At 64.7% G+C, this 14,178-nt stretch carries 25 protein-coding genes; 1 reads left to right on the forward strand and 24 read right to left on the reverse strand.

Going from position 1 to position 14,178, the window contains the following annotated elements; genetic code table 11:
* The first annotated feature begins 20 nt into the window (after positions 1-20).
* Positions 21-200: a hypothetical protein gene (locus M3B11_RS02630; RefSeq protein ID WP_259875225.1), complete on the forward strand. Its 180-nt coding sequence runs from the start codon at positions 21-23 to the stop codon at positions 198-200.
* A gap of 288 nt (positions 201-488) precedes the next feature.
* Here M3B11_RS02630 and M3B11_RS02635 read toward each other — a convergent pair whose 3' ends face one another.
* The 24 genes from M3B11_RS02635 to M3B11_RS02750 all read right to left on the reverse strand — a co-directional run bounded on the left by M3B11_RS02635 (position 489) and on the right by M3B11_RS02750 (position 14,176).
* Complete coding sequence (locus M3B11_RS02635) at positions 489-1,160, reverse strand: hypothetical protein (protein ID WP_259875227.1); 672 nt, start codon at positions 1,158-1,160, stop codon at positions 489-491.
* An 80-nt stretch (positions 1,161-1,240) separates the two neighbouring features.
* On the reverse strand, positions 1,241-1,777 hold the full coding sequence (locus M3B11_RS02640) for a hypothetical protein (protein WP_259875229.1): 537 nt from the start codon (positions 1,775-1,777) through the stop codon (positions 1,241-1,243).
* A gap of 2 nt (positions 1,778-1,779) precedes the next feature.
* Positions 1,780-1,977, reverse strand: coding sequence for a hypothetical protein (locus tag M3B11_RS02645; protein WP_259875231.1), 198 nt, complete (start codon positions 1,975-1,977; stop codon positions 1,780-1,782).
* A 79-nt stretch (positions 1,978-2,056) separates the two neighbouring features.
* On the reverse strand, positions 2,057-2,470 hold the full coding sequence (locus M3B11_RS02650) for a DUF3168 domain-containing protein (RefSeq protein ID WP_259875233.1): 414 nt from the start codon (positions 2,468-2,470) through the stop codon (positions 2,057-2,059).
* Positions 2,467-2,823, reverse strand: a complete 357-nt coding sequence (locus M3B11_RS02655) for an HK97-gp10 family putative phage morphogenesis protein (protein WP_259875235.1) — start codon at positions 2,821-2,823, stop codon at positions 2,467-2,469. Before M3B11_RS02655 ends, M3B11_RS02650 begins: the two co-directional genes overlap by 4 nt.
* The gene (locus M3B11_RS02660) at positions 2,820-3,251 is read right to left on the reverse strand and encodes a DUF6093 family protein (protein WP_259875236.1); all 432 of its coding nucleotides are present in this window, start codon (positions 3,249-3,251) and stop codon (positions 2,820-2,822) included. Before M3B11_RS02660 ends, M3B11_RS02655 begins: the two co-directional genes overlap by 4 nt.
* A complete protein-coding gene (locus tag M3B11_RS02665; protein WP_259875237.1) occupies positions 3,248-3,604 on the reverse strand; it encodes a hypothetical protein in 357 nt (118 codons plus the stop codon). Before M3B11_RS02665 ends, M3B11_RS02660 begins: the two co-directional genes overlap by 4 nt.
* A gap of 158 nt (positions 3,605-3,762) precedes the next feature.
* Positions 3,763-4,851, reverse strand: coding sequence for a hypothetical protein (locus M3B11_RS02670; RefSeq protein WP_259875238.1), 1,089 nt, complete (start codon positions 4,849-4,851; stop codon positions 3,763-3,765).
* A gap of 20 nt (positions 4,852-4,871) precedes the next feature.
* A complete protein-coding gene (locus tag M3B11_RS02675) occupies positions 4,872-5,219 on the reverse strand; it encodes a DUF2190 family protein (RefSeq protein WP_259875240.1) in 348 nt (115 codons plus the stop codon).
* Positions 5,220-5,221: 2 nt separating this feature from the next.
* On the reverse strand, positions 5,222-6,211 hold the full coding sequence (locus M3B11_RS02680; protein ID WP_259875241.1) for a hypothetical protein: 990 nt from the start codon (positions 6,209-6,211) through the stop codon (positions 5,222-5,224).
* Positions 6,208-7,257 carry a minor capsid protein gene (locus tag M3B11_RS02685; protein ID WP_259875242.1) on the reverse strand — a complete coding sequence of 350 codons (1,050 nt, stop codon included), beginning with the start codon at positions 7,255-7,257 and terminating at the stop codon, positions 6,208-6,210. The genes M3B11_RS02680 and M3B11_RS02685 overlap by 4 nt, the downstream gene beginning before the upstream one ends.
* Complete coding sequence (locus M3B11_RS02690; protein WP_259875243.1) at positions 7,241-8,839, reverse strand: hypothetical protein; 1,599 nt, start codon at positions 8,837-8,839, stop codon at positions 7,241-7,243. Before M3B11_RS02690 ends, M3B11_RS02685 begins: the two co-directional genes overlap by 17 nt.
* A gap of 18 nt (positions 8,840-8,857) precedes the next feature.
* Positions 8,858-10,372 carry a phage terminase large subunit gene (gene terL / locus M3B11_RS02695; protein ID WP_259875245.1) on the reverse strand — a complete coding sequence of 505 codons (1,515 nt, stop codon included), beginning with the start codon at positions 10,370-10,372 and terminating at the stop codon, positions 8,858-8,860.
* A 99-nt stretch (positions 10,373-10,471) separates the two neighbouring features.
* The gene (locus M3B11_RS02700) at positions 10,472-10,678 is read right to left on the reverse strand and encodes a hypothetical protein (RefSeq protein ID WP_259875247.1); all 207 of its coding nucleotides are present in this window, start codon (positions 10,676-10,678) and stop codon (positions 10,472-10,474) included.
* Positions 10,675-11,307, reverse strand: a complete 633-nt coding sequence (locus M3B11_RS02705) for a hypothetical protein (protein WP_259875249.1) — start codon at positions 11,305-11,307, stop codon at positions 10,675-10,677. Before M3B11_RS02705 ends, M3B11_RS02700 begins: the two co-directional genes overlap by 4 nt.
* Complete coding sequence (locus M3B11_RS02710; RefSeq protein WP_259875250.1) at positions 11,304-11,540, reverse strand: hypothetical protein; 237 nt, start codon at positions 11,538-11,540, stop codon at positions 11,304-11,306. The genes M3B11_RS02705 and M3B11_RS02710 overlap by 4 nt, the downstream gene beginning before the upstream one ends.
* On the reverse strand, positions 11,537-12,154 hold the full coding sequence (locus M3B11_RS02715; protein WP_259875251.1) for an HGGxSTG domain-containing protein: 618 nt from the start codon (positions 12,152-12,154) through the stop codon (positions 11,537-11,539). The genes M3B11_RS02710 and M3B11_RS02715 overlap by 4 nt, the downstream gene beginning before the upstream one ends.
* A gap of 61 nt (positions 12,155-12,215) precedes the next feature.
* A complete protein-coding gene (locus tag M3B11_RS02720) occupies positions 12,216-12,422 on the reverse strand; it encodes a hypothetical protein (protein WP_259875252.1) in 207 nt (68 codons plus the stop codon).
* Positions 12,419-12,685: a hypothetical protein gene (locus tag M3B11_RS02725; RefSeq protein WP_259875253.1), complete on the reverse strand. Its 267-nt coding sequence runs from the start codon at positions 12,683-12,685 to the stop codon at positions 12,419-12,421. Before M3B11_RS02725 ends, M3B11_RS02720 begins: the two co-directional genes overlap by 4 nt.
* Complete coding sequence (locus M3B11_RS02730; protein WP_259875254.1) at positions 12,682-12,918, reverse strand: hypothetical protein; 237 nt, start codon at positions 12,916-12,918, stop codon at positions 12,682-12,684. Before M3B11_RS02730 ends, M3B11_RS02725 begins: the two co-directional genes overlap by 4 nt.
* Positions 12,915-13,157 (reverse strand): hypothetical protein, encoded by a 243-nt coding sequence (locus tag M3B11_RS02735; RefSeq protein ID WP_259875255.1) that lies wholly within the window; start codon positions 13,155-13,157, stop codon positions 12,915-12,917. The genes M3B11_RS02730 and M3B11_RS02735 overlap by 4 nt, the downstream gene beginning before the upstream one ends.
* A complete protein-coding gene (locus M3B11_RS02740; RefSeq protein WP_259875256.1) occupies positions 13,154-13,453 on the reverse strand; it encodes a hypothetical protein in 300 nt (99 codons plus the stop codon). The genes M3B11_RS02735 and M3B11_RS02740 overlap by 4 nt, the downstream gene beginning before the upstream one ends.
* Positions 13,450-13,806 (reverse strand): hypothetical protein, encoded by a 357-nt coding sequence (locus M3B11_RS02745; protein ID WP_259875257.1) that lies wholly within the window; start codon positions 13,804-13,806, stop codon positions 13,450-13,452. The genes M3B11_RS02740 and M3B11_RS02745 overlap by 4 nt, the downstream gene beginning before the upstream one ends.
* Positions 13,796-14,176 (reverse strand): hypothetical protein, encoded by a 381-nt coding sequence (locus M3B11_RS02750; RefSeq protein WP_259875259.1) that lies wholly within the window; start codon positions 14,174-14,176, stop codon positions 13,796-13,798. Before M3B11_RS02750 ends, M3B11_RS02745 begins: the two co-directional genes overlap by 11 nt.
* Positions 14,177-14,178: the final 2 nt, after the last annotated feature.

Consider the following 14,178-nt stretch of genomic DNA (forward strand, 5'->3'; position numbering starts at 1 on the left):
TGTCTGAATGAGGAGTCGAGATGCGACCGTCGCCTGCTTCGCTGCTGGTGTTACTGCTAGTACTGCTCTTCTGGGCAGTAGTCATCACCGGGATCGTCATGCTGATCCGGTGGGCGCTGCGTACTTCCCGCCGTCGGCGCGTCGAGCGAGAAGAGGAACTGGAACTGCTCCGCCGTCTCGCTGAGAAGGACGACCAGTGATCTAGTCGTCTTCGGGTACGACGTACTTCCGCTCTCCCGGCTGTAGTTCCTTCGTCCACGTTTCTAGCTCGTTACAGCCGACACACGAGATGGTTCTCACCTCGTAGTTGCGGGGGTGGTCGCCAGTCGAGTGCACGAGCGGCTGACCACAGCCAGGGCACAGACTCGCCTCGTAGGTGGTGAGCGCCAGCGCGGTCACCTGGTCGTTGTATGTCCACTTCTCCCCTGGTGGCCGCTGCCCGCGCACGACGGACAGCGGCACACCCCAGGCGCGGGCCGTGCGCGCCTCTAGGAGAGTGCGTTGCCCCCCGCCGTGCTGCCAGGCCTCCACGATTTTGGGAGCGTCGCCTGCGGATCACGGCTCGTCAGCTCATAGAACGCGGACTGGATCTTCTGCATCTGCGGGGCACCCATAGCGTCAGCCAGGCGGCGCGCCTGCTCCACGGTGCATTTCGGCGACGTCATGGCCTCCGCCATGGTGTGGATGCCCACCTCATGACGGATGACAGCACCGCTGGCTTCTGCAGCGGCACGGCGGAGCATCTCGTTGATCTCCTTCGGATCCTTGACCTCTTCACGGCGGGCCTGGTCGCGTGCCCACTCGCGGGCCTTCTTCGCGGCCTCGTCAGCGCGCTCCTTAGCGGTCTTCTGCGCACGCTCCGCCAGCGCCTCAACCTCATCAGTTTCCAGAGCCTGCAGAGTGATACGGACGGCGGACGCCTCCAGCTCAGCCATGAGGGCATCGCGCTGCTCTGTCAGCTGCTCGATGTCGGACTGTTCACCGAGTACCCGGTCGTCGCCGTCATCGTTCTGCTGTTCGGCTTTGAGGATGCTGATCTGCTCATCGAGCTCGTCGAGCACGGAAGCGAGGTCGGGGCGCTGGAAGATGGTGACGGTGGTAGTGGCGCGCTGGAAGCCGGCGATCAGGGCGTCAACGTCGAGAATGTCAGGGGTAGTCATGGTGTCCTCGTTTCAGTGGTGGTGGGGGTCTGTCGGGGCCGGAGCGGGCCGACCCCGACAGACGGTTAGGGGTGCGTGGTTCAGCCGCCGGTGCCAGCGGCGACTTCGCCGTTGAGCCAGAGATCCTGGAACGCGCCCTTGATCTTGCGCTTGATGTAGCCCGTGCGGTCGAGCTGCTGTGGGTTGTCGGTGATGAACTCGTAGCCGTCAACCTCATCGCCGGCCTCCCACGGTGCAGTCGAGAGCTTCGAGGTCTCCCGGACGTAAATCCACAGGCGGGTGCCCTTGTGCTTGGTCGCCTGGAACACGGCGTCGCCGATTTCAGCTTCGGCAGTGCCGGTCTCGGCCTTGCCGGTCTCAGGGTCGAAGTAGCGGAACGGCGTGAACTCGATGGTCGCGTTCGACGGGCCGAGCGCAACAGCGTTGCCCTCGACGCACAGCTCCTTCTCGTCGATGGTCTCCGAGTCGGTCGCACCGACGTTGAAGTCAGACGAGTTCAGTCGGCAGGACGCGTCGATACCGGCTTCAAGCTCGGCGACGGTCGGCTTCTTCGGGTCGGCGGGCTTGACGGTGAGCAGGGCGACCTTAGTGCGGCCGTCTGCGAGTGACTTAGGCATGGTCACTTTCCTTTCTTTGTGGCCTGGACGGCCTGGTCGGGGGTGTTTCCCTCAGCCGCCTGCTTGGTGGCGGCCTTGGATGTGGGGGTCTTCCGCAGGTGTGGGAAGGCGTCGAAATGTGATTCGGGGACGAGGTACGGGAGTTTTTTCCCGGTGCGGGAGTCGTAGGCCTCGCGGAACATGGAGAAGTCGTCAGACATCAGGGCTGTCCTTTCGGGTGGTTTCGGGCATGAAAAAAGCCCCGGTGAAGGGGCTTTCGGTTGTGTGACTGTGACGGAGTTAGTGGGCGGTGAGGAGGCGGAATCGGAGCGGCTGGTAGTAGCGGGCCGGGCTGACCTGTATGTCGATCTGGATTGGGACGTGCGGTTCAGCGTGGATGTACTCGCCGGCACCGGGAGTCGGTTTGCGGTGGATGGCCGCGATGACGGCGTCTGAGATTTCTCGGACGTTCGCGGCAGTGTCAGCGGCGACGGTCAGGGTGACGTCTCCGGCACGTCCGGCCTGCGTGTGGTCGAGGGTCGTCTCGTCTGGCTCCCGGTTGGGTGTCGTCCAGATGGCGATGTAGGGCTTTATCCGTTGGGTGCCTGGGTAGAGCGGCACGCTGTCGGGGACTGCACCGTCGTACACGGCGAGGCCTGGCAGGGCGGTGATCCTGGTTTTCAGCCAGGCGACCAGTGCGCTGGTCTTGGTCATGGCAGGCCCTGGGTGAGGAGCCGCGTGAGCGCCGTTTCGAGGACTGGCACGTGCCGGTCTGCCGCCGGACCGAGATACGGTTGGGGTGCTTGTTTCGATGTCCCGAACTCCACGTACGCGCCGTACTCGGCTGTCGGGCCGACCTCAGCGGAGACGACAGCCGGATAGTCGGTGATGTCGGCGGTGATGGAGTTGCGGAGGTTGCCAGTACGCACCGGCGCGGCGATCTGGGCGTCACGGATGATGTCGGCGGCGGTCTTGCGCACCGCAGCAGACGCGACCGGCTGCACGTTCTTTGCAGCTTTGGTGAGGTCGGTGGCAAGGCTGGTGAGCTGGCGGGTGTCGGCGGTCATGTGGCTTCACCTCCGATAGTCACGTTGAGCTCCTGGCAGAGGAGATCTCTAGTCCAGTTAGTGGTGCCGGTCTCGACGGCCAGGATCGTGAACGTCCTGTCGTTCAGGTGAGGGTCGTCGGGGTTGGACAGGACGGTGATGGTCACACCCGGTTGCAGCCACGGCGCTGTGAGCGGGATGGACACGCGGTGCGTTACGACGGTCTGTACACTGTCCACCACGATCACGGGGCGGGCAGACTGGGACAGGTGCTGCGCCGAGCATCGGCCAGCCCACACTCGCTTGCCTTGCGTAGGCGGGTCAGGCCACACGGCCTCGGTGCCAGGCTCGTGTGCTTCGGCCTCACCGGTCAGGAACCCCTCAGCCGCGGGGCGGTGGTGGTCAGACCAGCCGTCAGGCAGCACACGCATACCGGGGATCGGGGTCATCGGTACTCTTCACCCTCGTTACGTCCCGAGCTGGACGGAATGAGCATGAAGAACGGCTCATCCGCTACGTCCTCAGCGTCGGCGCGAGCACGAAGGGTGGCGGCGTGCTTGCGTAGCTCAGCGGCCACAGCCGGACCATCCGACTCCCGATCCTGCGTGCGGATTTTCTTAGACAGCAGCACCTCAGAAGAAGCGATCGCGTCGAGTGCTTCGGCGGCGGCACGACGGAGGTTGCCGTCTTCGAGGGTGAGGTAGCCCGCGATCATGTCGTCGGTGAGGACGAGTTTCGCGGGGTCGAGGTCGGAGATGAGCAACCGGACCTGCCCGACGTCAGAGGTGTAGTCGATGGTCACGGCGGGCCTCCTCACGCTAGCGGTGGTGGCCGCTGTCCCTCACCCGAGAGCAGCCTTGCGTGGCTGGTGGGGTGAGGGACGCGGCAGGGTTATTCGGTTGTCGATATTCAGTTATGGGTGGCGGCCAGGGGCGAGGACGGACCCTGGCCGCCGGCTTGTCACGCGCCCTTGGACGCGTAGGCGGCGTAGGCGAACGCTTTCGCGGCACCGAAGACGTGACGTCCACGGAACCAGACCGTGTCGTCCTTGAAGCTACCCTCTTCGGCCGGGATGAGTCCGCCACCAGGGCGCTCACCCTGGTCGCGCTTCACGCGGATGTCAACGGCCTCGTGGCCCTGCAGACCCGCGGCGATGACAGACGGGTTGCTGGTGTCGCGGCCCGGCAGCAGGAACCACGCGGTAGCGCGGCTGTCGTCCTTGTTGACCTTGGTCAGCCAGCGGGACACGCTGACTTCGACCAGACCCGAGAACGGGTTCTGGATGCGGGTCTTGGTCTTCCGGCTGCCGTCAGTGACTTCCATCTCCAGCTCAGCAGCACCGACGATACGGCGGGCCTGCACAGCCAGAGTCGGCGGCACGACGAGGATCATCTTCGACGTGTCCACCAGGTCGCCGCGGTGGTCTTCCTTCAGGGCCAGGCCGTTAATGGCGGCATCCAGGCTCTCCGGGGTGAGCGGCTTCGTATCGACGCTGTCGAAGAAGTCGGACTTGGGTCCATTAGCGCCCACGAGCTGCTCGAAGACGAGACGGTTCTCGGTCTCCACAGCACCGTTGCCGAGTCGGCGCGGGAAGTCAGCCATCTCGGTGAAGTCGCCGGAGATGGCCAGCTCCCAGGTGTAGCCGAACGCCCGACCGTACTTGGAGACCTTGTACTCGATCTCGGTCTCGGCCAGTGCGTCGCCCTTGTACTCTTCGCCCTCGGCGACCGGGTCGAAATCGGTCTGTCCGAAGAGGTCGCGGAGCTTCTTCGGTCGGAAATCCGGCACGGTCTTGCGGGCGGCGAACGGCTCGTACTCGCGCACGGCGTCCTTCTGCGCCTGCATCGCCTCGACCTCGAAAGCCTTGGACAGCAGGTGCGGGAAGTCCGACGTGGTCATGGCCTCCTTGAGGCGGTAGACCGCGTGGTTGGACTTGGCTGCAGCGCCGTCGTTGAACAGGCGCGATGCTTCGATGATCTTGGCCTTGAGTGACGGAGCGGTGCGGAACGATTCCTGAGCCAGGATGTCCGCAGTGTTAAGGGTTGTCATGGGTTCATTCCTTTCTCAGGTCAGGCACCGGCGGGCGCGGGTGCGACGATTCCGGCGGGGGCCACTTCGAGGTCTCCGTCGCCGGAGCCCTTGGTGCCGTTGGACACGCCGAAGAACTGGTTGCCGGTGGCGGTAGCGGTGAGCTTGCCGGCGCTGGTGACGTAGATGGGGTCGCCCTCCTTGGCTGCACCGCTGGTGGGCAGCATGTACGAGCCGTTGAGCCACACGGTGACCCGCTCTCCCTTTTCGGCGGAGGTCTGTGCGACGCCGCGGTACGCGCCGATGGCTACCGGGTCGCCGGACTTGTAGGCCTTGTCGGCGGTGAGGGCGATGTGGTCGTTGTGGGTGTAACGCTGGTTGAGTGCCATGGTCATGCTCCCTTGATCGCGGCGAGCTCGTCCCAGGTGGGGAGCTCATCATCAGCTTCGGTGACCCCGGCGGGGGCCGTGTTGCCCAGGCCTCGCACCTGCCCTGCACCGGCAGATGCCTGGTGCTCGGCGGCGGCTTCCTTGGCAGTGGAGGTGATCGCGTCGTCGTCCTTGTCGCTGCCGGTCAGTGACTCGATGAGCAGCTGCTTCGTGACTGGCGCATCGACACCGGTGAACTCGGCTTCAACCAGGCTGGTGACGTGCTGGCGGCGATCAGCTTCGGCCTGCGCGGCTTCGAGCGCGGCGATCTTCTGCTGGGTTTCGGTCAGCTGGGCTTCGAGGGTCTTAGCCCGGCTGGCCTCTTCGACGAGGGCCGCATGTGCGCTTTCCTCAATCTCGATCTTCGGCATGATGCCGTCCTTTCTTGTGGGGGTGTTTCCCTGTCCAGCCGGGGGCTGGGAGGTAGTGGGGGCCGGCTGTTGGAACAGCTCGGTGATCTCGGTGAGAGTGGTGGGGCGTTCAGCTTCGAGGACTTCGAGGACACGACCGCCGCGGCCTGCCTTTGTCACGAAGTCAATTGACCGGCCCTCGACGATGCGCTTGATTACGCGCCCGCCGTCAGACTCTTCGACCTCGGCAGAAGCGCGGATACTCATCCCGATGTCGTCTTTGAGGGATTCGAGAATGGGACGCCAGTGCTCGAAAATCTTCGCCTCGGCGACGAGAGCGCCGTACTGGTCGTCCCAGCGGGCATCCTCGGTCAGTACACCGGCGAGGTCTCGGATGGAGCCTTCGGGGCGTGACCATTCCTGCTCGTCGGTGGCGTGATCGACCATGAGCATGGTGCCTGCCGGGAATACGCGGTCTTTGGCGGCTTCCTGCAGGGTCTCTTTAGGGTAGGAGCCAGACGACCCCTTGCCGGGGCTGATGGCTTGGATGAGCCAGCGGCCTCCGGACTTGGTGAGAGTGCCGGCTTCGCGGATGGTCGTCATGTCCGTGCTTTCCTTTCGAGGTCGCGGATGGGGGTGGCGTGCCATGAGTCGCGCCAGCCGGTGTTGTGGCGTTTGGTGGCGAGATCGTTGAGGGTGATGTCGCCTGCGGTGAGCATGTCGTAGCGGGTTTTGCCGAGCGCACGCTGAGCAGCTGCCGGGTTGTCGTCTATCCACTGCGACGCATCTGGCAGGGCGTCTGCCGGTTCGTCGAGCTCGGGGAACCCGAGCTCAGCCCAGGACTTCGTTTTCGGGATGCCGGTGCAGCGGCAGTTCTGGTGCCCCTCCGGGCCGGGGGTCTCTACGCTGTGCTCGGTGCCGTGCATGGCGATACAGGCAGGGCAGGTGCGGGCGTCGAGGTGGGCGGTCCACACCCAGGACTGGATGACATCCTTGTTGGCTGTGTACAGCTGGCCAGCAGCCGATCTGTGAGCATCGAGCATCTCGGTGCGGGCAATGGTCATCGCCCTAGACAGCCCGCCGTTGAACTCCGTCTGTGTGCGTTCGAGCATCTCCCCAGCGGCACGGCCTGGTGCCCATCCGGACGGGACGGCGCGGATGAGGGTCGTTTTCATGGCAGAGATCGCGTCATCGGTGAGCGGCCATGAGGCGGCATGCACTTGGTTCATGGTGCGTTCGATGATGGCGTTCATCGCGGGTTTCGACACGAGCGCGAAGCCAGGTCGGAGGGTGGCTGGCAGTTGCGCGGCAACGATCTGCCGGGTTGCAGCTGTTGTGTCGGCGAGGATCTCGTTGAGTGGCCCGTCGATCGCGTCTGGAATCCCGTCGGTGAGGGTGACGAGCTGCTCTGCTGTGGCGGTGAGGGCGCGGGTGACGCGTTCGAGTTGGGCGATCTGCCCAGCATGGAGGGTTTCACCGGCGGTCTGGGTGGCGATGATCTGGCTGATCGCCGTCTCCCACTCGGTGGAGAGTTCCCGCCAGGCTGTGGCCCAGCGTGCGGTGAGTGTGCGGGTGGTGTGGTCTACGAGCCGGTTGGTGTTGATGGTGAGGCGCTCATGGGTGTGCAGACTCTCAGGCGTTATCGCCATCAGAATCACCATCATCATCCGTTACGGGCGGCTGGTTCGTGTAAGAGCCCTGCCCGGCCATGAACGCACGCACCGCGTGGTCGCCAGCGTTAGCGTTCGGGTCGATGAATTCGCCGTCGTCGTCGGTGTACCGGTCGAGGATCTCATCCACGTCGCGCACTTTGAGTGCCCGCAGCAGCAGCCGGAGTGTCACGAGTGGTGGGACGCGGCGGGTGGAGTCAGCGTCGCTAATCGCCTTGACGAGCACGTCTACCGGGGTGTCGTCCAGGTCAGGCCAAGTAATGTCCAGAGTGCGGTCGTCCCCACCGGCGAGCACGATCTCGCGCTGCCCTGTGTAGGCGTCTACCGTGGCTCCGCCGCTCAGCGGTCCTTGCGGGGCGATGACCGCCTGGTCGATGACGTGCCCGATGACGGCGCGCAGCATCTCGGTGTGCACTTCGCGGCGGGCCTGCATTTCGAGGCGGGTAGGCAGGTTGAGGGTCTCAGCGACGGCCCGTGCGCCAGTCTGGCCAGGGTCGGACATGAGAGTCGTGACTGGCAGGCCGAGTCCAGCAGCGATCATCACCGCCAGCGGCCGGCCCGACTCAGCGTCGATAGTCGCACCGGACTTCGGCACGGCCTCCAGCTGTGTACCGGGGTCCATGGCGGCGGTCTGGCCGGCTGGCCCATCCAGGAACGCCTGCGCCTGCTGCATGGCCCTTCTCGCGTCTTGGGCGGCGTTCCTCTTACCAGACAGCCGCCAGGCGATACGAGAGAGGGCTTTCATCATGGTGGCCCAGTCTTCGAGAAACTCCTTATGCGCCCGCGCCCACGGCACGGAAGCGAGGGCATCGGGGATGCCCCACTGGCCCTGTTCGTTGACGCGGATGTGGTAGACCGGCGCGTCCCACATGACGGGGTGCCCGTCGATCATCGGTGGTTTACGTGCCGGGTCGTGGCCCAGCGCGGGGTACCAGACAGTGCGCTGAAACGACTGCAGGCGGGTGGTGCGTTCCCCGATGACTTGTTCGGTGTAGTCGCGGCGGTAGAACCACGTCTCGGACTTGTCGTTCGGGTTTGCGACCTGGTCAGTGATCTCATCAGTGTCGATGGTGCGCACGCTCACGAAGCCGGTCTTCGGGTTAGTGAAGCAGGCAATGAACACGTTGCCGTCGGTGCCGAGCTGGTTCTCGATCCGGACGTGGGCTTGCGCGCCGGTGACGTTACGTCTGTTTCCGGTGTCGTCCAGGAACGCCTGCACGATCTCGTTGACATCCTGTGCACCCTCGGTGCCGTTAGCACGGGCTGTCACACCGACACCCTGCCCCCACACGTATGCGGCGCGGAGTGCAAGGCCCCGCTTGATGAGCGGGGAGAGCACATGCATGGCCCGGCAGGTGTCAGAGATCTGCCGAAGTCCGTCGCGGCTGATAGTCTGGTCGGCCTGCTGGGTGAGCTGCATCCAGCCTCGGTCTTCGCGTTGCAGTGAGGCGAGGGTATGCAGCGCGTGCTGGCTCTCCTCGATGAGATGTGAGAGTGTCTCGCGCTCGCCGGTGGTGTCGGCGGCGGCTTCCCTGAGGCCAAGCCATGTGCGGATTCCCATATGGTGGCCTCCTTTGGGCTAGTAGGGCGAGATGGTCCAGCCGCGTTCGTCGAGCAGGTCGTATTCGTCGGGCTGGTAGGTTGATTCGTCGGGGAGCTGGTGGAGCAGCAGGTAGGTGAGTGCCTGCGAGAGGGAGTCCACTGCGTCATCGTTCGGGCTGTTGGGGAAGTGGCGGGCTTCCTCGATCAGCTCAGTCACGTTCGGGAGCAGGGCGGGGTCTGGCAGGTGCACGTTTTTCGCGAACACGAACGGCGAGATCGCGGAGGCGCGGGCGTATTTCGAGCCCTCCGGCTCCACCGGGATCAGGCCTGGCACTGTCTGCCCGAGCTGCGAGATGACGGCAGGGCCGTTGGCCTTGTCCTCAACCAGCTTGGCAACGGATTCCGGCCACTTCGCGGTCATGGTCTTGACGGCGTCGATGGTGGCGTTGAAGTTCAGGCGGGCGCGCACCATGTCGAGCAGGTAGGCGTGCACGCCGACCCGCAACCAGATTTGGCCGACGACGTAGTCGCTGCCCTTCGTGTCCTTGAACGCGAGGTCCCAGGACTGGATGAGTTCGTGATCGCCGCGGTGTATGCCGGGCACGCGGCGCGTGCCGTCGGCCTGTTCGATCCAGAGGGGCTGGCTGTATCGCGCCCATTCGTCCGCAGGCGGGAACACGCCACCCTCATCTGGGCTAGGCCGGCCTTGGTACAGGCTGGCCCACGTTTTCGGGCCTGACCGGCGTTTCCGGTCCTCCCACTGCTCACGGGTGCGGCCACGAGCGGAGAGCATGTACTCCCCCGGCTCACGGCCGAGGATGTCGGCTTCGCCCTTTTCGGGTCGGTGCTCAGCTTGGGCGGGGATGTTGATGACTGTCCAGTCGCTGTCGGCTTCTGCGATGAGTCGGCCTGCGAGGTCGTCTGCGTGCCAGCGGGTGAGGATCAGGATGACTGGCGCGCCGGGGGCTAGGCGGGAGAGGGCGGTGTCTGTCCACCATTCCCACACCTTGTCGCGGATGGTCTCGCTGTCAGCCTGCTCGCGGCCTTTAACTGGGTCGTCGATGAGAAGCAGGTCTACTGGCCGGCCGGTCATTGCGCCGCCGACGCCAGTGGAGAACATGCCGCCGTCGTGGCCGTCGAGCTGCCATTCGCGTTGGGCTGAGACATCGTCGCGGATGGTGAGGCCGAGGTCGGGGTGTTGCCGGATGTCGTCTCTGACTGTGCGGCCCCACCGTTCGGCGATGCGGCTTTCGTAGGAGGCCATGGCGATGCGGAGGTCAGGGTTCTGGTGGAGTGCCCAGAGTGGGAAGCGGCGGGAAGCCCGCTGTGACTTTCCCTCCTGGGGGCTCATCGAGATGATGAGCCGGCTGTCGGGGGTGTTGAACGCTTCGACGAGGTGCCGGTCGATGAGTTCGAGGGCTGGGGTTTGGATGGTGCGGGGGTCGAGGTGCGTGGCGAGGTCGCCGGGGGTGGCCCATTTTGGTGTGGTGCCGTGGAGTTGCTCGTCGAGCATGGCGGATGCTCGGGCGATGGTGGCGGGGTCGAAGATCAAAGTGTGGCCTCCCTCCGGCGTGTGGGTCGGGAGACGCTGTTGGGGCGGTAGTTACATGGGTGTAATTCGCCCTCACGCGTCAGCGTACCATACGTTGTTTCATCTGTCTGCGCGCATCGCAGGGTTGCGCTCATATTCGTGTGCGGAGGCGTCTTGCAGGTCGCCAGCATGGTAGAGGACTGGCCCGTCGTGGTGGCGTTGCTTAGAGCGGATGATGTGACGCTTCCGCCATCGCCACCAGGTTGTGCGGGAGATGTTGAAGCGGGAGCGGGCCTCGTGCTCGGTTATCCAGGTGTCGTCGTTCATCGTGCGCGTTTCTTTCGGGCTCGGAGTTCACGTTGCCGTGCTGCGCGGCGTTCGATGGTCTCGGTTTCGGTGTGCCACTTGTGGCAGGAGGCGCATCGGTAGGTTTGGTCGTCGCCGGGTTTCTCGGGTGGGTGTTGGTGGAGGGTGAGTTTGTGGCAGCGTCCGCACCTGGCGTCGATGCGTTCGGGTGAGGGCGTGTCTGGGTAGCGGCGGTCGAGTCGCCCGTACGTGCGGGTGATGTCGTCTTGGATGTCGAAGATCAGGTCGGCGTCGGCGACCATGGGGAGTTGGTGGGCGATGAAGCGTGCGAGGGTGCGGGCGTGCCGGCGAGCGACGTCGGCCTTGGTGTTTGCGGGTAGGCCGAGGACACGCGCGTGGTTGCGGTAAACGGGCACGCGGGGTGGTCGGGTGTCGAGGATGTCAGCGATCGCGTGCGCGTGGTCGTGGAGGCGGGCGTAGGCGTCGTCGGCGTCGCAGATGGGTGCGAGTCTGGCGGCTGCGGCACGGTGGGGGCCGGGGGCACGTCGTTCGCGGTCGCCAGCCGCGCCGGGCATGGTTTGGGTGCGGAGTTCGGCGATGAGGTCGGGGAGGCGTCTTATCGCAACGAGGTATGCCGATGGCGTGGTCATGGCGTGTCCTTTCCGGTGAGGCGGTGGAGTGCTGACGTGGTGAGGGAGATGAAGTGGTAGAAGGGTTGCCCGGTGACGGTAGCGGCTGTGGCGGCGCGGGTGAGGGCGTTCTCTTCGATGCTGTCGGCGAGGTCTGGCCTGCCGACATGGTTGGCGTAGGTTTCTGCGGCGGCACGGAGCTGTTTCCGTGCTTCCTCGGTTTTCTGGTCGCGCTCGTGGATGCGGTCGGTCATGTGAGTTCGTTTCCCCGGCTGGTCGTCTTGGTCATCTCGGCGAGAACGCTTTGCACCGTCTCGACGTACGCGGCCCGATCGGTGATGCCGAGACGGTCAGCGATCATGTTCGCGAACGTGACGAGTTGGGTGGCGGCGCGTTCTTCGAGCTTCACGCGGCGTTCATCGACACCGGCATCGAGGGCGATTTTGGCGAACTGGACGAGCTGGTTTTCAGCGTCGTGATACAGGCGCAGCCACAGGTTGATGGTCGCCTCCTCGATGACCTCATTGGAGCCACCGAACGCGTTGGAGGTGTCTTTCGTTTTGGTGGTGCCCCACACGAGATCCCGGTCGGAGGTGAGTTGTTCGATCTGCTGCCGGTACCAGGCGACTTCGGCGGCTTTGGCGTGGATGCGGTCGAGGATCGCGGTGATCGGATCCACTGTGATGGGTTCGCCGAGGCGGCGGAGTTGTTTTTGGATGCGGTCGGTGGTGAGGCGGCGTTTAGCGGCGGCCTTGACCTGGGGTGCTCGACCTCCGTGGCTTGGGCACACTGTGGAGCCTTTGACGGGCCAGCGTTCGCATGGTTTTCCGTCGCTTCGTTTTGCAGCGCATTTGTGTGGCTGGTTCATGGGTTATGCGATTTCCTGTGTTTTGATGGGTCGGTGCCGGGTTCGCTCGTGTTCTTCGGGGTTAGTCGCCTGTGACGGTGTGGGTGATGGTGATGGGCATGGTGTTGCGGACGATGATGTGGTGACCGGCGAGTTCGATGCGGATCATGTTGTCGCGTCCGTGGTGGATGCCGGTGAGCTGGCCGGTGCGGTGCTTGCCGGGTAGGTGGATGGTGATGTGTTGTCCGATGTTTTCTGGGTCGAGGGCACCAGCTGTGGTGGTGGTCATGAGCGTCCCTTGAGCGTGTATCCGGGTGCGACGCCACCCTCGGTTGACGGGGTGGCGGTGGGTTTGATGACGCGGGCCGTCCATCCGCGGGCGAGGAGCTTCACGTACTCGTCCGGCGTGATGATCGCGTTGCCGAATAGCCTCTTGCTGAGGCCTTTGCGGTAGTGGGCGATCTTTTTCTGGTAGCCGGCTTCGCCGTCTGTGCCGATGGTGAGTTCGATGAGGTCGCCGTTGTTGGGGAGCGTGATGTGGGTGGTGATCATGCTGGCTCCCATCGGGCTGTCTGGCCTACGCTGATGCGGCTGCCGGCGATGGTGAGGTCGAGTTCATACCAGGGGCCTGGGAAGGCTCGTGACCGGCCGGCCCAGTTGCCTTCGTGGATAAGCTCGCGTTCGGCTTCGATCCGGTAGAGGGTGCCGGTCACGTCGATGTCCTGGTCGGTGACGTGGATGGTCTTACCGACGTGCCCGATGGTCAGTTCGGTGATGGGTTTCATCGCTCGATCACCACCGCGTCGAACTGTGGCAGGGCGGGGTCTGCGGTCTCGATGTCTTCGTAGCGTCCACTCCACCAGCAGCGCTCTTTCTCGTCCGCCCCCTTGTCGGCAACGCGCACTATCTTGCTGTTGGTAATTGCGTCGTAGTCGTCCTCGTACCCGTACACGAGAACCGGCAGGTTTCCACGCTTGTCTTTGATCGCTTCAAGCTCGGTTATGAGTTGGCTGACTGTCTTCATGATTGGTCTCCTGTCGCTGCTGTGAGTGCGGTGCGGGCTAGGGCGAGGCAGATGCCCCGGCAGTAGTGGCAGTCGTCGTAGCGCCCAGGCTCGTGCGTGGCGTCCATGCACGTCCATCCGGCCTTGTTGAGTACTCTGGCCGCCCGTTCGACCGACTCATCGGCGGGGAGCTGTTCCCGCTGCCACGCCGCACCCTCCCGAAACCCGTACCACACATCCTCTGGGTCGGTAGCCTCGATGGCCTCCATGTCCAGCGCCTCAGCAGCACGATGTGCTCTCTCGCCCCATGTGCTCATCGCTTGTCTCCTTCCAACGCTCGGGTAAGGGCCTGCATGACGTCACACGCGCTGCACACGCACTCAGACTCCGTGCCGCCACTCCTCTGGGCGCGAGCCACCTGACGCTGATAGTGCGGGCCCAGCTTCTCCACCACCGCTCCCACAGCATCGGACAGACGGGGCAGCAGCCGTGCGGCCTCTATCAGCTCATCGAACCGCTCCGGGATCACCGGCACCGTCCTGCGGGACAGCATGGGCTGCCCGCCCAGATCGACGGCGCTCCCGGCGTAGTGCACGGTCACGGCCCCGCTGCTGATGCGTTCAGCCGCCTCGACATTGCCCCGCACGCGAGCGCTAATCTCACTGCTCATCGTCGTCTCCTTCCAGCCCGAGGGTGGCCTCGGCTAGGCGTCTCGTCAGGCAGGGCCAGGGTCGCTCGCATTCTCGGCATGGCGTCCAGCCGTAAGCGTCGTGGCAGGGCCGATGCAGCTCAACGACCTCTCGGAGTGCGGCGACGGCTTGCGGGAACCGCGTGCGCGCTTCGGCGATGAACTCGGCGTTCTTGCGGCCGTCCGCCTCAATCAAGGGCGGAAGATCGTCATCGTGCTCGTCCACGCCGCCGGTGACGACATCGCACCAGACGGGATCGTGCTCAAACGGCGAGATGAACCACGGCCCCGCTGTGGCATCGTCTGCGAGCCGCTGGGACTCGTCCAGCCACGCGGTAATCCGGTCAGTCATCG

The sequence above is a fragment of the Brevibacterium sp. p3-SID960 genome (genome assembly GCF_025144725.1).
Classification (GTDB): Bacteria; Actinomycetota; Actinomycetes; order Actinomycetales; family Brevibacteriaceae; genus Brevibacterium.

Excerpts from the sequence above, each read along its gene's own strand:
- M3B11_RS02630 (WP_259875225.1), top strand. The coding sequence starts at position 21 with ATGCGACCGTCGCCTGCTTCGCTGCTGGTGTTACTGCTAGTACTGCTC.
- M3B11_RS02635 (WP_259875227.1), bottom strand. The coding sequence starts at position 1,160 with ATGACTACCCCTGACATTCTCGACGTTGACGCCCTGATCGCCGGCTTC.
- M3B11_RS02640 (WP_259875229.1), bottom strand. The coding sequence starts at position 1,777 with ATGCCTAAGTCACTCGCAGACGGCCGCACTAAGGTCGCCCTGCTCACC.
- M3B11_RS02645 (WP_259875231.1), bottom strand. The coding sequence starts at position 1,977 with ATGTCTGACGACTTCTCCATGTTCCGCGAGGCCTACGACTCCCGCACC.
- M3B11_RS02650 (WP_259875233.1), bottom strand. The coding sequence starts at position 2,470 with ATGACCAAGACCAGCGCACTGGTCGCCTGGCTGAAAACCAGGATCACC.
- M3B11_RS02655 (WP_259875235.1), bottom strand. The coding sequence starts at position 2,823 with ATGACCGCCGACACCCGCCAGCTCACCAGCCTTGCCACCGACCTCACC.
- M3B11_RS02660 (WP_259875236.1), bottom strand. The coding sequence starts at position 3,251 with ATGACCCCGATCCCCGGTATGCGTGTGCTGCCTGACGGCTGGTCTGAC.
- M3B11_RS02670 (WP_259875238.1), bottom strand. The coding sequence starts at position 4,851 with ATGACAACCCTTAACACTGCGGACATCCTGGCTCAGGAATCGTTCCGC.
- M3B11_RS02675 (WP_259875240.1), bottom strand. The coding sequence starts at position 5,219 with ATGGCACTCAACCAGCGTTACACCCACAACGACCACATCGCCCTCACC.
- M3B11_RS02680 (WP_259875241.1), bottom strand. The coding sequence starts at position 6,211 with ATGACGACCATCCGCGAAGCCGGCACTCTCACCAAGTCCGGAGGCCGC.
- M3B11_RS02685 (WP_259875242.1), bottom strand. The coding sequence starts at position 7,257 with ATGGCGATAACGCCTGAGAGTCTGCACACCCATGAGCGCCTCACCATC.
- M3B11_RS02690 (WP_259875243.1), bottom strand. The coding sequence starts at position 8,839 with ATGGGAATCCGCACATGGCTTGGCCTCAGGGAAGCCGCCGCCGACACC.
- M3B11_RS02700 (WP_259875247.1), bottom strand. The coding sequence starts at position 10,678 with ATGAACGACGACACCTGGATAACCGAGCACGAGGCCCGCTCCCGCTTC.
- M3B11_RS02705 (WP_259875249.1), bottom strand. The coding sequence starts at position 11,307 with ATGACCACGCCATCGGCATACCTCGTTGCGATAAGACGCCTCCCCGAC.
- M3B11_RS02710 (WP_259875250.1), bottom strand. The coding sequence starts at position 11,540 with ATGACCGACCGCATCCACGAGCGCGACCAGAAAACCGAGGAAGCACGG.
- M3B11_RS02715 (WP_259875251.1), bottom strand. The coding sequence starts at position 12,154 with ATGAACCAGCCACACAAATGCGCTGCAAAACGAAGCGACGGAAAACCA.
- M3B11_RS02720 (WP_259875252.1), bottom strand. The coding sequence starts at position 12,422 with ATGACCACCACCACAGCTGGTGCCCTCGACCCAGAAAACATCGGACAA.
- M3B11_RS02725 (WP_259875253.1), bottom strand. The coding sequence starts at position 12,685 with ATGATCACCACCCACATCACGCTCCCCAACAACGGCGACCTCATCGAA.
- M3B11_RS02730 (WP_259875254.1), bottom strand. The coding sequence starts at position 12,918 with ATGAAACCCATCACCGAACTGACCATCGGGCACGTCGGTAAGACCATC.
- M3B11_RS02735 (WP_259875255.1), bottom strand. The coding sequence starts at position 13,157 with ATGAAGACAGTCAGCCAACTCATAACCGAGCTTGAAGCGATCAAAGAC.
- M3B11_RS02740 (WP_259875256.1), bottom strand. The coding sequence starts at position 13,453 with ATGAGCACATGGGGCGAGAGAGCACATCGTGCTGCTGAGGCGCTGGAC.
- M3B11_RS02745 (WP_259875257.1), bottom strand. The coding sequence starts at position 13,806 with ATGAGCAGTGAGATTAGCGCTCGCGTGCGGGGCAATGTCGAGGCGGCT.
- M3B11_RS02750 (WP_259875259.1), bottom strand. The coding sequence starts at position 14,176 with ATGACTGACCGGATTACCGCGTGGCTGGACGAGTCCCAGCGGCTCGCA.